Below are 14,739 nucleotides of genomic sequence, written 5' to 3' on the forward strand. Positions count from 1 at the left end.
ACCCGACGACGAGGCCTGCCGAATCGAAATCAGCCACCCATCACGGATTCGTCGGTGGATCGAGGCTTAATACGCCCCACCCGGCCGCGCCACCGCACGCGCCGTGCGGTACAGCAAGATCACGTCTCCGGTGAGCGACCAGTTCTCGACGTAGTACAGGTCGAGGCGCACGCTGTCGTCCCACGACAGGTCGCTGCGGCCCTCGGTCTGCCACAGGCCGGTGATGCCCGGCCTCACGAGCAGGCGGCGGTGCGCCCACTCGTCGTAACGCTCGACCTCTGCGGCGAGGGGCGGGCGCGGGCCCACGAGCGACATGTCGCCGCGCAGCACGTTCACGAGCTGCGGCAGTTCGTCGAGGCTGTACTTGCGCATCACCGCGCCGACCTTGGTGACGCGCGGGTCGGACTTGAGCTTGAACAGCACACCGTTGCCCTCGCTCTGGTCGAGCAGACTCGGAAGCTGCTGCTCAGCGTCGACCACCATCGAGCGGAACTTCAGCATCTTGAACCGGCGCCCGTTGAGCCCCACCCGTTCTTGGGTGAACAGCGCCGGGCCGTCGCTGTCGCGACGCACCAGCACGGTGAGCACCAGGAACAGCGGGCTGAGCAGCACGAGCAACGCGAACGACGAGATCAGGTCGAACGCCCGCTTGGCCGCGTACTTGCGCCCCTCGAACACGGGGTAGTCGACGTGGATGAGCGGCAGCCCCGCGACCGGCCGGGCGTGAATACGCGGGCCGGCGACATCGGTCAGCGCGGGCGCGACGATCAGGTCGATCGAACGCGACTCGAGATCCCAGCCGAACTGGCGCAGCTGGCGCGGCGTGATCGTGTCGGCACCCGTGTAGACGACGGTGTCGGCCTGCACCGCGTCGATCGCGTCGATGGCGCGATCGTACGTGCCGATCACCGGCACCCCGGGAACGAGCTCTTCGGCGCTGCCACCCTGGGTGACCGCGCCGACGATGATGAAGCCGTTGCTGGTCTCGCGGGCGATCTGCCGGGCGACGTGCGCCGATGCCGCTCGCTCGCCCATGAGGATCGCACGGTACGAGAACTCGCCACTGGCCCGGTGGCGATTGAGCCACTGCCGCCAGAGCCACCGGCTGGCGAGCAGCATCGCGAGCCCGCTGGGCAGGGCGATGAGCAGGTAGCCGCGACCGATCTCTGACTGCAGCAGGAACGCGACGATGGCGAGCAGGCCGAACACGCGGATGGTGGCGTCGGTGATGCGCTTGTACTCGGAGCTCCCGCTGCCGATGATCTTGTGGTCACGGGTCGCAAACAACGACAGTCCCACCATCCAAGCGACGATGAGCACGGCCGACAGCAGCGAGTACGTGATGTCGAAGTCGCGCAACTCGCTTCCGACGAGACGCTGTTGCGTGGCGCTCGCGCCGAAGCGCAAGAACTGAGACCCGTAGACCACGACGGTGAGCACGAGCAGGTCGGTGACGAACAGGCGCATCGCGTAGGCGCGCCGCCATCGTTCAACGAGCGCGCTCGACGTTGTTTCTGTTACCTGACTTACGGCCACGACGATTCGCCACCTTCAAGACGCAACCGACCGTGCACGGGCGGCACGGGTCTGGCAAGCAGCGTACTCGGATTCGGCCATCAGTGCTCTCCTGAACGGGTGAAGTTCGGGCAATCACCCTGAACATCAACCCTAGGCAGGGTTGCCGCTCGCTGGGCCCCCGCGTTCGGGGGGTGCAGGGCAGCGCACAGGGCAGTCCCGCACCCGAACAGGCCCCGATCGGCCCCTATTCACAGCCGGGAGTCGTGATGGTGACCTCGGTCGGCGCCACCATGGGCGTGTGCCACACCTCGAGCGGTCCGTACTCGCCTGCCGCGCCAGTGAAGGTCGCGGCCACCGTGTGCGAGGTACCCGGCGGGTTCACGATGTTGATCTTCACGGCCGGCCGGCCGAGGTGCGGCAGTGCGGTGGCCGCTGACGGCGCACCGTCGACCGTCGCGCTCGCGAACGTCGAACCCACGGGACCGTAGAGCACCAGGTCGGTCGAGATCACGCCCTTCGCGAAGAACCGCGCGGGCGAAATGTACTCGGCAAGCCCCTCGACGTCGTTCGGGTTGAGCGTCGATGCGAACGTCGCGGTGGTCGTGAAGGCGGGCGTGTCGACGGTGCACTGATCGGATGTCGCGTCGACGGCCAATCTGGCGTAGTAGTCGAGCTTGCCCTCGGTGATGTCGTCGACGTAGACGCCCACCATGGTCTTCTCGGAATTGTCAGCGGGCAGCTTTCCGTCGATGCGGCTGCCTGCGATGAACTCGGCTTCGGCCTCGGCGGTGGGCACGTACATGAAACGGCCCTCGTCGACTGCCTTGCCGAGCGAGTCGACCAGTGCGCTCATGTCGCCCGAGCCCGACATGAGGGCGCCGAAGATCGAAGATGCCGCGGCAGCGAAGTAGGCGTCTTGCTGGTCGCCTTCTTCGAAGCGGAAGTAGACGCGGTTCAGCAGCTCTGACACCGCGTTGTCGGCGGTCAGCGTGTCTCCGGTCGCGAGCTTCACGGGGCCGGTGGCGCCAAGCAGGTAGCTGAGCGCGACCGGGTCGAACGAGACCACGCCATCGATCGGCGTGCCGAACGACTCGGCCCAGAACGCCCGCATGATCTCTGCGCTCTCGGTGAAATCGGGCGTGAGCGTGACGTCTTGCATGAAGCGCCCGATCTTGTCGCCGTAGAGTGCGGCGGTCTCGGGGTTGAGCTCGACGATCGGCTCGTCACGGTTGTTGTTGAAGTCGGCGCTCGACGCCTGCTTGGCGATCGAGATCTTTCCATCGGTCACATTGACGAGCACGACCGCGGCCGGGTTGCCGCCGGTACCACGCGACTCGGCGTTGTTCTGGAACAGCATGAGGTAATTGCGCGGACCGTCGGCGCCGAGTGCGCCGGGCAGCACCTTCAGGGTGGTGTCGGCGGTGTCGAGCGTGGGCTTGAGCTTGGTGACCGCCTCGTCGAGTTTCTCGACACCCGACGCGACCGGGCCGATGAGCGCACTGCGGTCGAGCCCGTTGAGGTCTGACGCGACCTGGTCGATGGTGTCGGACGCGGCACCGACGGTGTCGGCGAGTTGCTGCAGTGCGGCGAGGTCGATGGCGCCACCCTGCGGCTTCAGCGCATCGATGGTGATGCCGGTCGCGGGAATGACGGCACCGTTGACGAGTTCGTCGGCCCCGGTCGACGCCACTCGTACCGCCGCCATGTTCGGGCCGATGATGGGCACCCACTCGGCGGCGCGCCAGAGTGCATCGTCGGTGTTCTCGCGCGCCTCGGCGGTGTACTCGGTGAGCTGAGCCGCCGATGCCTTGGCGCCTTCGACGTCGCCGGCCGCGATCATGTCTTGCGTCTTGCTCGCCAGCGGTATCGCCGCTTCGAGCGCGTCTTTCGCGGCGAACGCCTTGGTGGCCAGCATGCTGCCCCACACTGCCAGCCCGATGAGCACGAGGAGGATGCCGATCGGAACCCACAGCTTGGCGCTGCGGATCAACGGTCGCTTGGTCTTCTCGGCACGGGTGGTCACCCGTGCCATATTATGCGGTGCTGCCTGAGCGAGAGGTCACGATTGAGGCGCGGTGGCAGTCGATGATCCTGCACGAGATCGAGGACCAGACAGTCCTAGTGACAGCGTATCGAGTCCCGCACCACCCGACATCTTCGAGTAGCGGTCCGGATTCGCCGAGCCGGCTCAGGTGCGCGTCACGCACGGGCGGAGGAGCGGCATCCGATGGTCTCGATCGCGCGCGCGACAGCAGCACCAGCGACTTGTCCTCAACAGGCGCTATTTCGTCGAGGTTATCCACAGGATAAATAGCTGATCAGCGTTCGGAACCGCCGCGCTTCGAATGTCAGTGGCTGATGGAAGACTCGAGGCATGACGAACCCGCTGGCACCCCTCGAGCAGGCGCTCGATGGGGTGCGCGCTGCGTGGGCCGGCGCGCTGCCGGCGACGGGCACGGTGGCCGGCGATACACAGTCCCAGCTCCCGCAGATGAGCAACGCCGGCGTGGTCGCGGTCACCGACGCGATTGCGCAGTTGCGCCGTGACGCCGACGCGATGCTGGCGCGGCTGGCGGCCGAGGTCGCGCAGCGTTCTGGCAGCGAGTTCGGGGTCGATGGGTTGGCGAAGCAGCAGGGGTTCCACAATCCGGTGCGGCTGTTGGCCGCCGCGACCGGCGGCACGACCGGTGAGGCCGCGAAACTCATCGGGGTGGGCGAGTCGACCAGGTCGCGGACGTCGTTCACCGGCGAACGGCTGCCCGCACGGCATGCGGCGGTCGCCGACGGCCTCGAGCGCGGCCGCATCAGTGTCGATGCCGCAGCCGTGATCACCGCAATGCTCGACCGCGTCTGGTCGCGCGTCGACCACGAGCACGCCGCCCGTGTCGAAGTCGAGCTCGTCGAGTTCGCGGCCGGTAGCAGCCTCGCACTGCTGGTGCGAGCGGTGAAGCTCGCCGAGTCGCGGCTCGATCACGACGGGGTCGAGCCGGGTGATGAAGAGCGGTGGCAGCAACGGTCGTTGACGATGCGAGAAGATCGGCACGGCATGCTGCATTTGAACGCACGCCTCGACCCGGCAACCGCTGCACCCGTGAAGGCCGTGCTCGAAGCAATCGTCACCGACGCACTGCACCGCGCGCGCGGCACCGACGACGACTGCGCGACCGCGGGCGCCGGCGTCGGGCCACGTGGCGACGCCACCGGCCACAACACAGACGCGACTGCGGGGGCGGTGATCGCCGAGACCCGGTCGATTCCGCAGATGCAGGCCGACGCGCTGGCCGAGCTCGCCCGGCACTGCCTGGGCTGCACCGACGCGCCCGCCCCCGCCGTGAAGACCACCGTCGTCGTGCGAATGAATCTCGACGCCCTGAAGACCGGGCTCGGAATTGCGCACATCGACGGTATCGACCAGCCGGTCTCCGCCGCGATCGGGCGCCGCATGGCCGCTGATGCCGAACTGATCCCGGCGGTGCTCGGCGGTGCCAGCGTGCCGCTCGACCTCGGCCGGGCGGCCCGCCTGTTCACCCGCGCGCAACGCCTCGCCCTCGCCGAGCGCGACGGTGGCTGCGCGAGCTGCGGGCAGAACATCAGCTACGTCGAAGCCCACCACATTCGCTGGTGGGAGCGAGATACCGGGCCGACGAACCTGTCGAACGGCGTGATGCTCTGCAGCTTCTGCCACCACAGCATCCATCGCGAAGGCTGGCAGATCAACGCGAGCCCGAACGAAGTGTGGTTCACCCCACCGCCGCACGTCGACCCCGACCAGAAAGCCAGACTCGGTGGCCGAGCGCGTTTCGAACTGAGCGCGTCGAAGGCGGCGTGACCGGTGCGTGCCCGCGATTGCGAAGACGACATTGCACGTTCGCGACGTAGCGCACCGCGGGCGGCGGGAGGAACCTCGGTCAGGGACATCCGCTGATCTCGATGCGGCGCTGACGGGCCCGCTCGCCCGACGGGGGTCTCGATCCGGCGCTGACGCGCCCGCTCGCCCGACAGAGGGGTCTCGATTCGGCGCTGACGCGCCCACTCGACCAGGCGGGGTCTCGAAACGGCTGGCACGCCTACTCGACCGGTACTCGCCCGTTCAGCACCCCACCGCTCTCTTGCAGGTAGCAGACGCCGCAGAGCGACTCGTAGGTGACGAGCTCGCCGTCGATCGCGACCTGTGCACCGTCGAACACGAAGACGCCGTCGACGAGTCGGGCGTTGAAGATCGCCTTGCGACCGCACCGGCAGATGGTCTTGAGCTCTTCGAGGCTGTGCGACACCTCGAGCAGTCGCCGACTGCCCGGAAAAGCGACGGTCTGAAAGTCGGTGCGAATGCCATATGCCAGAACCGGCACATTGTCGATCAGGGCGATGCGCAGCAGATCGTCGACCTGCTCAGAGGTGAGAAACTGCGCCTCGTCGACGAGCAGGCAGCTCACGTCGCGCCCGTGGTCTTCGATGATGCGGTTGCGGTGCTGCTGAAAGATGTCGAGCACGCTCGAGTCGGGTGCGATCGTGAAGTCGACCTCGCGCACCACGCCGAGCCGGCTCACGATGTCGCGGTCGCCCTTGGTGTCGATCGCCGGCTTCGCGAGCAGCACCTCGTGCCCGCGCTCTTCATAGTTGAATGCCGCCTGTAGCAGCGCCGTCGACTTGCCCGAGTTCATCGCCCCATAGCGAAAGTACAGTTTCGCCATCTCACTCGCCCTGCTCGTAGGTCAGTTGCACTCGCACATTCTCTCAGTCGCGGGCGACGACGAATGCCGCACATATCGACATACCTCGCGATATGCTTGAACACATGCGCACGACCGTGATCCTTCCCGACGAGCTCTACCGGCAGGTCAAAGAGCGCGCCCGCGCCGAAGACCGCACGGTGACCTCATTCCTCGAAGAGGCGTTGCGGCGCGCGCTGGCCTACACCGAAACGGTCGCCGGGCCCGCCGACGCGTACCTCGCCGAACCGTTCTCCCCACGCTCGGGCGAGGGCGGAACGCTTCCAGGGGTCGACATCACCGACAACGCGAGGCTGCACGACATCCTCGACGAGGGTCTGTCCATCGAGAAGCTGCGGTGAGAATCCCCGACGTCAACGTGCTCGTCGGGGCGTACCGTGCCGATGATCCGCGACACGACGACCTGAGAGCCTGGCTGCGTGAGGCTCTCAGCTCGCGCGAGGGGTTCGGCCTCACCCCGGGCGTTGCAACGGGCTTCGTTCGAATTGTGACGAACCCACGCGTCTTTGCGACCCCGACGCCAATCGACACGGCGCTCGGGCAGCTCGAGCAGCTACGCGCCTTTCCCCGAACCTCGTGGCTGCAACCCGGCCCGCAACACTGGCAGATCTTCTCGCGCCTTTGCCGCGAGGCCGACGCGCGCGGAAACCTCGTCGCAGATGCCGCACACGCGGCCGTCGCGATCGAGCATGGTGCCATCTGGGTGACTCTTGACCGCGACTTCGCCCGGTTCCCGGGGCTGCTCTGGGAGGTGCCACGGCTCACGCGGTGACGCTGAGCTCAGGCGCCCGCCTGGTACGTCAGCTGCACCCGCACATTCTCTCGCGTCAGCTGCCCCTCGGCGCCGAACGCCGCGGCACGGGCCACTGCCACGAAGCGATCGATCTCGCGTTTCGCGGGCGGGTGGTCGCCGCGGTCGGCTTCGACCACGAGGCATCCGCTCGCTGAATCGGTGACGAACGACACACGGATGCTGCGCGCTCGCCCCGCATCGCCGAGCCACAGCACGAGCGCGGTCAGCACCGACCGCTGATCGTCACGAAGCTCGACCGCAGCGCCCATCGGGTCGACGACCGTGGGTTCGACCCCGCCCGCCGCGGCGATGCTCGAGGCGAGATCGTCGAGCCACGTCGACTCGATGCCCGCGCGCAGGGCGCGACGCAGGGCATCGGCGAGCTCGCGCGCGCGGTCGGCGTCGGCGAGTGAGACGCGCTCGGCTGTCATGACGCCCGCGAGGAACGGCAGCACCTCGCGCCCGAGCACCGACACCCGGCTCGGCGCACCCGACTGCGCGAGCCCCGAGCGCAGCTCGCTGTCGTGCTTGAGCGCTGCCCGGTTCGCCTCGCGGTGCCACGCGAGGGTGGCGTCGACCACCGAGTGCGAGTACGCGGCGGCCGCGGCCGCCATCGTGAGCACCGGTGCGACGCCCACCGCGATGAGGGCGATCGCGGGGGCGCCCGTGGCGACGAACGCCGAGCCGCCGACGACCAGGATCGACAGCACCGCCGACGACGTCAGCCCGGCGAACACGAGCGACGCCCACGAGCAGTACGGGCACACCGCGAGAATCATCATGCCGATCACGAGGGGCCCGAAGTCGTCGTAGAAGTAGCTGTTCTCGCCGATGGTGCTCACGTATTCGGCGATCGCCGCGCCCACAGCGAGCGTCACGGTGAGCCACAGCCGGTCGGCGGTGAACGGCGCCCGCGCGGGCGAGGCCGACCACGCAGCGACGAATCCTGCGAGGCCGACGAGCACGATCGCGAGCACCGCCGCGAACGGCGACCCCACCTCGTTCCAGTGCGCGATCGTCAGCGCGACCGACGCGACGAACGCGAGGGTCGCGCCGATCGCCACGATCGGCGACGCCGTGATCGCGCCGATCGGGTCTGCCTCCTGCTGTGTCAGGCGAATGCTGCGGCTCATCGCTCGCCCTCGTCGCGGTCGCCGCGGCCGTCGCCCTCGGGCACCGTGATGACGATCGTCGTGCCGATGCCCTTCGTCGACCACAGCCGAACGCTGCCGCCGGCCTGCTCGATGCGCGCGCGAATCGAGGTGCGCAGGCCGATGCGGTCGAGCGGAACGTCGAGCACGTCGAAGCCGACACCCGTGTCCATCACCGCCACGGTCACCTCGCCGCCGCCGATGCCCACGGCGATCTCGGCCTCGGCGACTCCCGCATGGCGGGCGACGTTGACGAGGCACTGCGCGACCGCCTCATCGACGGCGCGGGCGCGGGTGGCGTCGAGCGCGTGCAGCACGTGGAGGTCGCCCGTGATGCGCACCTCGAGTCGGGCGTTCTTGGCGGCGACGAGGGCGTGGCGCAGGGGCGGGTATGCGTCGGGTGCGCCTGCCGTTCGCGGGCCGCTCGCGATCTTGGCGGCGTCGGCGCCGGCCCGATCGGATGCCTCGGGGTCGGGCTTCGGTGTGACCTCGACGGCCCAGTCACGACCGATGATGAGCCCCAGGTCTTCGCGGATGCCGGCGCGCAGCCGCTCGTCGACCGGCCCCGAACCCGCCGCAGAGATCGCCACCAGGTGGCTGAGCGCCGTGTCGTGCAGGCGCGCGGTCGCCCGCAACTCGTACTCGTGGCGAATGACGAGCTCGCGCGACTGCTGGCTCGCGTCGTACAGGCCGGTGTTGCGACGGGTGTCTTGGCGGCGGGACATCCCATCGAAGATGCGCACGACGAGCACGATGACGAACGCCGCGGTCGCCGCGTGACTCGGCATGAACGCGCCGCCGACGAGTTGCGAGCCGACCAGCAGCGCCGCCTCGCCAAGCAGGTACCCGAGGCTCGCCCAGATGATCGCGATCACCGATCCGGTGCCCGCCCCGCCGACGAGCATCAGGGCGAGGCACGGCAGCGCCAGGATCGCGTTGTTCGTGCTCTGGAACACCTGCGCGTTCATGACGAGCGTGGTGAGTGCGAACACGATGCCCGTGCCCGCGACCAAGTAGACCACCGTGAGCGGCACAGTGGGAAACTGCGCGACGAGCAGCAGCAGCGCCGCCATCGCCACCACGAGCCCCGCCGCCGACCAGCCGGCCGGCGAGTAGCCCGACGCCGCGACGACCAGGGAGATCAGCACCCCGATGCCGAGGGCCACGAACGCGGCCGCGTGCCCCGCCCGAGCCAGCGCGTGGCTCAGCGTGGCGCGCGCGAGATCGCCGGGCAACCCCAGGGTCATCATGCGGCCTCCGCTCGCGAGCGCGCCCGAGCGCGCTGAGCGAATCGGGACAGCAGATTATCGCAGTTGCGCCGGGCTTCGACATAACTGACGGGTGAATCAGGGGCCGGGAAACCCCCCGATCGGGGGGCATTCCGGCCACTTTTAGAAGAGCGCCGACGGATCGGGCGGGGTTCCGAACATGGTCGGCAGCTCGGCGACCCCGACCTTGTGGGCCGGTGCCGACGAGCGCACTCCCCCGGTGACGGGGTCTTCGCGCCCGCGCTCGAGGCCATGCGCCCGCATCAGCGGGCGGATGCGCTCACCGAGCCACCGCCGGTACGCCTTCGGTGCGTAGGCGTTGTTGCCGTAGTACATCGACCGATACTTGGGCACGAGTTCAGGATGCTGCTGCTCGAGCCACTGCATGAACCACGGCTTCACACCGCCGCGCAGGTGCAGCGCCGCGTAGAGCACGCTCGTCGCCCCGGCTGCTTTCGCCTGGCGCAGCGCTTCGTCGAGGTGCGCCCTCGTATCGGTGAGGAACGGCAGGATCGGCATGAGGAACACCCCGCAGTCGAAGCCTGCCTCACGCACCGCCGTCACCGTGCCGAGCCGCGCCTTCGCGCTCGGGGTACCCGGCTCGACCGACTGCTGCAACTCGTGGTCGTAGATGGCGATCGACATCGCGAGGTCGATGGGCACATGTTCGGCCGCCGCGGCGAGCAACGGCAGGTCGCGCCGCAGCAGGGTGCCCTTCGTCAAGATGCTGAACGGCGTGCCGCTCTCGGCGAGCGCACCGATGATGCCCGGCATGAGCGCGTACCTGCCCTCGGCGCGCTGGTAGGGGTCGGTGTTGGTGCCGAGCGCCACCGGCTCGCGCCGCCACGACGGCTTCGCCAGTTCGGTGCGCAGCACGTCGCCGACGTTCACCTTGACGATGATCTGCCGATTGAAGTCGTCGCCCGCATCGAGGTCGAGGTACTCATGCGTCGGCCGCGCGAAACAATTGTGGCTCACGACGCCGTTCGCGATGAAGTCACCCGTCGACGTCGTGATGTCGAGCATCTCGATCGTCTCACCGAGGGCCTCGACCTTCGTGATCTGAAGGTCGGCGTTCGTCTTCACGGTCGAACCGGCGAGCGTGAGCTTTCGAGTGATCGCCGGCCGCGATACCGCGAAGAATGCATTCCGCGCCGAGAGACCGCCACGCACGCGTATGTTCGCGACGCCGATCGCATTGGCCGGCTCTCGAACAAACGGAATGTCGAATACACCGAGCGCTTCTTCGATGTGCTCGAGAATCTCAAGATCCGAGTTACTGATCCTCAGCACGCCTCGCGAACATGAGCCTTCCGCGTCGAAGATCCCGCCGAGATAGCCCGCGTTCCACTCGGTTGACGGTGCCGACGGCCAGTCGATGAGGGCGGTGATGGTGTCGAGGTGCGCGCTGCGACTCGTTCGGATGGCCGCAACCCGACGGCGCGTCTCTGTCTCAGGCGAAAAGTCGAACCGCGTTGTCTCGATCCCGAATCGGCTGAGGTACGCCTGAGACCGATCGAGCGCCTCCGGGTCGACAAGGGCGAGTCGGAAGCGATGCGCAACATAGCTTCCGCCCCCGGACCGCGGGTACCGCTTTCGCAGGATCATTCCATCGCCGCGAATCATGCCGGCCAAGTAGCCTCGTCGGTAGTCGTCGCTCTGCGCGACGTAAATCGGTTCGAGACCGCGGCTGCCGAAGCCGACGAGAGAGTTCGACGTCGTGAGGTATGGGCGCTGACCCGCGCCTGACATCTCGCCCGTGACATGTTTCCAGCCACGATTCGTCAGGAACCGGTGATCACCACTCGCGGTGAGGGTGGTGCCGTCGGCAAGGGTGACGCGATGGGCCGGCTTACGCGTTCCCCACTTGGCGAGCACCGTCGAGGGCGCGTACTTGCGGTACGCACCGCCCGACTCCGTGCCCATGACGACGTCACCGATCTCGACGTCGTATAGCGGCTTCTGCCGCCCGTCGGCCATTGTGATCATCGTCGCGGGGTCTAGACAGTAGGAGCATGCGTGACTGCAGCCCCGGTATGGGTTGATCGTCCAGCCGAAGGGCATCATCGACTGGCCGGGCACCTTGTTGAGCGCGGACTTCGCGAGCACCTCGTGGAAGGTCACGCCCGCGAAGTCGGGGGTCTGTATCGAGCGCACGAGATTGTTGAGCTTGGCTAGGCCGGGCAGTGCGTCAGACTGCTCGACTCCCAGCTCTTGACCACTCCACCGCATCTCTCAATTCGAACACACATTCGAATCCCGCGCAATCAGCGACACGCGATTCGCGTATGCCCATTCGCCCTCAATTGCGGCGGAACTGGCATGTGCCTCAGGGCGACTCCGCGACGCCGACAACACACCGAGAGTGCACCAGACGCCCCATCAGTGGCATCCACTTCACCCTCGACACGGCCGCGCGTCGGGGCATCCGAGATTCGAAGCGAACTAGCCGTGGAACGGTGTCGCCGAGACGATCTCGCCCTCGATGCGTCGACCCGTCGGGGTCTCGTAGGCGAAGCCTTCGCCGGCGTACTTGCCGATGATCGCCTCACCGAGCGGCGAGGTCGGCGAATACACGTCGAGGTCGGCCTCAGCATCGGCATCGGCCCCGGTCAGCCCGCGCTCTGCGAGGAGGAACGTGGTGGGTTCGGCATCTCCGGCGAACTGCGCGACGACGATCATGCCGGGCTCGACGAGTCCGTCGTCGGGCTTGTCGCCGACCTCGGCGCGGCGCAGGAGGGCCTTCAGTTCGAGGATGCGTGCCTCAGCCTGGGGCGTCACGTCGCCCGCGCGTGCGGTGAGGTCATCGAGTTCGGCCTGCAGGCGGTCGAAGGCGGCTCGCGTGAGCCAGAGCGTGTCGTTCGAAGTCGTCGACATGAGGTCTCCTGTCGTGCGGGGTCGCCGGTCGGCTCCCCGTGCGAAAACGTAATCTCCCAGTCTACCCGACGGCCCAGCCCCTACCCGGTTCGTAGGACAAGGCGGGCTTTGGAGGACGCTGGCGTGGCTCAGTGTCCTCCAAAGCGGGTGGTGTCCTCCCAACAGGGCGGGCGGGGCAGGATGGGCGGGCAGGTGGGCGGACCGGCGGGCCCGCCTACACGGCCGGGGCGAGCGCGGCGGCACGGCCCGCGGCGAGCTCGAGCCGCTCCCCCGTCCAGCGGCGGCGCAGCCAGCGGTCGTGGCTCGCGATGACGACGGCGCCGGGGTAGGTGCCGAGCGCCTCCTCGAGGTCGGTCGCGAGAGCCAGCGAAAGGTGGTTCGTCGGCTCGTCGAGCAGGAACACGTGCGGTGGCCGCGCGATCACCAGCGACAGCGCGAGCCGACGCTGCTGACCCACCGAGAGCACCCCGAGCGCACGCGACTCGTCGCGTGCGGAGATCAGCCCCAGGGATCCCAATGGCACCAGCTCGGCGCGGCGCTCACCGAGCACCCGCTCATAGAGCTCGCGCGGCGAGCGCGACGGGTCGGCGAAGCGCACATCCTGCTCGAGCAGCTGCACTCGCAGGCCCTTGCGCCGATGCACGATGCCGCGATCGACACCGAGGGTGCCCGCGAGCACGCTGAGCAGCGTCGACTTTCCCGCTCCGTTCGCGCCCGTGACGAGCAGCCGCGTGACCGGCGCCACGCTCAGCGCCGCCAGGTCGAGGCGGCCGTCGACCGCGACATCCGACAGCCGCAACAGCAGGCCCGCCTGATCATCGAGCGCGTGCGAACCCGACGGGATTCCCGCGAACGCCAGCGGGGCCGGAGGCTTGCCCACCTGCTCGCGCTCGAGCGTCGCGAGGCGCTGCTCGGCACTGCGCACGCGACGCGACACCGCCTGGTCGACCTTCTCGCCCTTGAAGTGGCGGATGAACTTGTCGTTGTCGGTGGCGGCGCGCCCGTGCGCGACATGCCGGGCACCGTCGGCGACCTCGCGCCGCAGCCGCAGCAGTTGTTGCTGCTCGTCGTCGAACTGGCGCTGCCAGCGCGCCCGCTCGTCGGCCTTCACCGCGAGGAACTCGCTGAACCCGCCACCGAACACCGTGCCGTCGGCTGTGGCGCCGTGGGCGCGGCGCGCCGGATCGAGGTCGAGCACACTCGTCGCCACCCGGTCGAGGAACGCGCGATCATGGCTCGCGAAGAGCACCGGCCCGCGCCAGGCGCGCAGCCGCGATTCGAGAAACTCGGATGCCCCGTCGTCGAGGTGATTCGTCGCCTCGTCGAGCAGCAACGCGTCGGGAGCGCTCAGCAGCAACGCCGCAAGGGCGAACCTGCTGCGCTGCCCGCCCGAGAGCTCGTCGATGCGGCGGTCGAGGCCGAGGTGCCCCACGCCGAGCCCGTCGAGCAGCTCGTCGCGGCGCGAGTCGGCCGTCCAGACCTCGGCGCGCTCGGCCGCGTCGAGGGCGGCGGCGTAGCGATCGGCGGGGTCGGCCGTCGGTCGAGTAGCGGCGCCGGAGGCGACGCGCATCGAGACCTCAGGCGGGGTCTCGCTATGGCGCTGCGCGCCTCCTCGACCGGCGTGCGGGTCGGCGAGCGCCGCGGCGGCGGCATCGAGCTCGCGCTCGATCGCCCGCACCTCGGCAAGGGCGGCCTCGAGCACGTCGCCGACCCGGTCGGCCGCGTCGAACGGCAGCTCTTGGGCGAGCAGTCCGGTGCGCAGCGGACGGGTGATGCGACCGTGGGCGTCGGAGGGGGCGGCGGACGGGACATCCGCTCGCTCCTCGCCGGCGGCAGCGCTCGCCATCAGGCGCAGCAGCGTCGATTTGCCGGCGCCGTTCTCGCCGATCAGGCCGAGGCGTTCGCCGGCGTTCACCGAGAAGGAGAGGTCGGCGAAGACGCGGCGGTCGGTGTACGAGGCCGAGAGTCCGTCGGCGCGCAGGTAGTTGGAGTGTGAGACGTGTACCGCCATGGGGACGCCCTTTCGTGGGTGCTTCCGGGCGGATCGCCGGTCGAGTGCGCGAAGCGTGTATCGAGACCTTCGTTACAGGGCCTCGAAACGGCGCTGCGCGGCTACCCGACCACGACCGCCCGGAAGCTGGAGGGTGGATCCCGCCGGGCATGTGCCGAGAATGGGCGTGCGCGTGCTCGTGCTGTCGCGATCAGCTGCTCGCGATCAGCGAGAGGGCTGCGGGCACACCCAGGGTCTACGGCGCCTCAAGCGCGGGACGATGGGGTGTGCTCACTTCATAGCGCGTACGACCATAGCAGAGGTCGTCGCCGATCGGAAGGCGCCCACGGCCTTCTCAAAGTCCGGCGAGGCGCCGGGCGGTTTCGGGGTCGCGCATGGCTGACCGGGTGGC

The 14,739-nt window shown here is 68.6% G+C and carries 11 protein-coding genes; 3 read left to right on the forward strand and 8 right to left on the reverse strand.

The features are described from left to right. Positions 1-66 precede the first annotated feature (66 nt). Together ABD164_RS13800 and ABD164_RS13805 are read right to left on the reverse strand one after the other, a co-directional pair. The gene (locus ABD164_RS13800; protein ID WP_344296873.1) at positions 67-1,467 is read right to left on the reverse strand and encodes a sugar transferase; all 1,401 of its coding nucleotides are present in this window, start codon (positions 1,465-1,467) and stop codon (positions 67-69) included. A gap of 295 nt (positions 1,468-1,762) precedes the next feature. Next, complete coding sequence (locus tag ABD164_RS13805) at positions 1,763-3,541, reverse strand: DUF4012 domain-containing protein (protein WP_344296874.1); 1,779 nt, start codon at positions 3,539-3,541, stop codon at positions 1,763-1,765. Between the two features lie 351 nt (positions 3,542-3,892). Here ABD164_RS13805 and ABD164_RS13810 point away from each other — a divergent pair, with 351 nt between their 5' ends. Then, positions 3,893-5,347, forward strand: a complete 1,455-nt coding sequence (locus ABD164_RS13810) for an HNH endonuclease signature motif containing protein (RefSeq protein ID WP_344296875.1) — start codon at positions 3,893-3,895, stop codon at positions 5,345-5,347. 238 nt (positions 5,348-5,585) lie between these two features. On the opposite strand, the gene ABD164_RS13815 is transcribed toward ABD164_RS13810, so the two are convergent. After that, the gene (locus tag ABD164_RS13815) at positions 5,586-6,209 is read right to left on the reverse strand and encodes a thymidine kinase (RefSeq protein ID WP_344296876.1); all 624 of its coding nucleotides are present in this window, start codon (positions 6,207-6,209) and stop codon (positions 5,586-5,588) included. Between the two features lie 104 nt (positions 6,210-6,313). On the opposite strand from ABD164_RS13815, the gene ABD164_RS13820 reads away from it, so the two are divergent. Further along, entirely contained in the window at positions 6,314-6,589 is a 276-nt protein-coding gene (locus ABD164_RS13820; protein ID WP_344296877.1) for a ribbon-helix-helix protein, CopG family, read from the forward strand. Beyond that, the gene (locus tag ABD164_RS13825) at positions 6,586-7,020 is read left to right on the forward strand and encodes a type II toxin-antitoxin system VapC family toxin (RefSeq protein ID WP_344296878.1); all 435 of its coding nucleotides are present in this window, start codon (positions 6,586-6,588) and stop codon (positions 7,018-7,020) included. The genes ABD164_RS13820 and ABD164_RS13825 overlap by 4 nt, the downstream gene beginning before the upstream one ends. Positions 7,021-7,028: 8 nt before the next feature. Here the strand turns inward: ABD164_RS13825 and ABD164_RS13830 are convergent, their stop codons facing one another. From ABD164_RS13830 to ABD164_RS13850, 5 genes are all read right to left on the reverse strand, one after another. Further along, positions 7,029-8,174, reverse strand: coding sequence for a hypothetical protein (locus tag ABD164_RS13830; protein WP_344296879.1), 1,146 nt, complete (start codon positions 8,172-8,174; stop codon positions 7,029-7,031). Next, a complete protein-coding gene (locus tag ABD164_RS13835; RefSeq protein WP_344296880.1) occupies positions 8,171-9,442 on the reverse strand; it encodes a sensor histidine kinase in 1,272 nt (423 codons plus the stop codon). The genes ABD164_RS13830 and ABD164_RS13835 overlap by 4 nt, the downstream gene beginning before the upstream one ends. 141 nt (positions 9,443-9,583) lie before the next feature. After that, positions 9,584-11,692 (reverse strand): intein-containing Rv2578c family radical SAM protein, encoded by a 2,109-nt coding sequence (locus ABD164_RS13840; RefSeq protein WP_344296881.1) that lies wholly within the window; start codon positions 11,690-11,692, stop codon positions 9,584-9,586. Between the two features lie 213 nt (positions 11,693-11,905). Continuing rightward, entirely contained in the window at positions 11,906-12,337 is a 432-nt protein-coding gene (locus tag ABD164_RS13845) for a GreA/GreB family elongation factor (protein ID WP_344296882.1), read from the reverse strand. A gap of 214 nt (positions 12,338-12,551) precedes the next feature. Next, positions 12,552-14,348: an ATP-binding cassette domain-containing protein gene (locus ABD164_RS13850; RefSeq protein ID WP_344296883.1), complete on the reverse strand. Its 1,797-nt coding sequence runs from the start codon at positions 14,346-14,348 to the stop codon at positions 12,552-12,554. Positions 14,349-14,739 lie beyond the last annotated feature (391 nt).

Source organism: Agromyces neolithicus, from assembly GCF_039529735.1.
GTDB lineage: Bacteria > Actinomycetota > Actinomycetes > Actinomycetales > Microbacteriaceae > Agromyces > Agromyces neolithicus.

Bases quoted from the DNA above. Each gene is read 5' to 3' on its own strand.
- ABD164_RS13800 (WP_344296873.1), bottom strand. From the start codon at position 1,467: ATGCGCCTGTTCGTCACCGACCTGCTCGTGCTCACCGTCGTGGTCTAC.
- ABD164_RS13810 (WP_344296875.1), top strand. From the start codon at position 3,893: ATGACGAACCCGCTGGCACCCCTCGAGCAGGCGCTCGATGGGGTGCGC.
- ABD164_RS13815 (WP_344296876.1), bottom strand. From the start codon at position 6,209: ATGGCGAAACTGTACTTTCGCTATGGGGCGATGAACTCGGGCAAGTCG.
- ABD164_RS13820 (WP_344296877.1), top strand. From the start codon at position 6,314: ATGCGCACGACCGTGATCCTTCCCGACGAGCTCTACCGGCAGGTCAAA.
- ABD164_RS13830 (WP_344296879.1), bottom strand. From the start codon at position 8,174: ATGAGCCGCAGCATTCGCCTGACACAGCAGGAGGCAGACCCGATCGGC.
- ABD164_RS13835 (WP_344296880.1), bottom strand. From the start codon at position 9,442: ATGATGACCCTGGGGTTGCCCGGCGATCTCGCGCGCGCCACGCTGAGC.
- ABD164_RS13840 (WP_344296881.1), bottom strand. From the start codon at position 11,692: ATGCGGTGGAGTGGTCAAGAGCTGGGAGTCGAGCAGTCTGACGCACTG.
- ABD164_RS13845 (WP_344296882.1), bottom strand. From the start codon at position 12,337: ATGTCGACGACTTCGAACGACACGCTCTGGCTCACGCGAGCCGCCTTC.
- ABD164_RS13850 (WP_344296883.1), bottom strand. From the start codon at position 14,348: ATGGCGGTACACGTCTCACACTCCAACTACCTGCGCGCCGACGGACTC.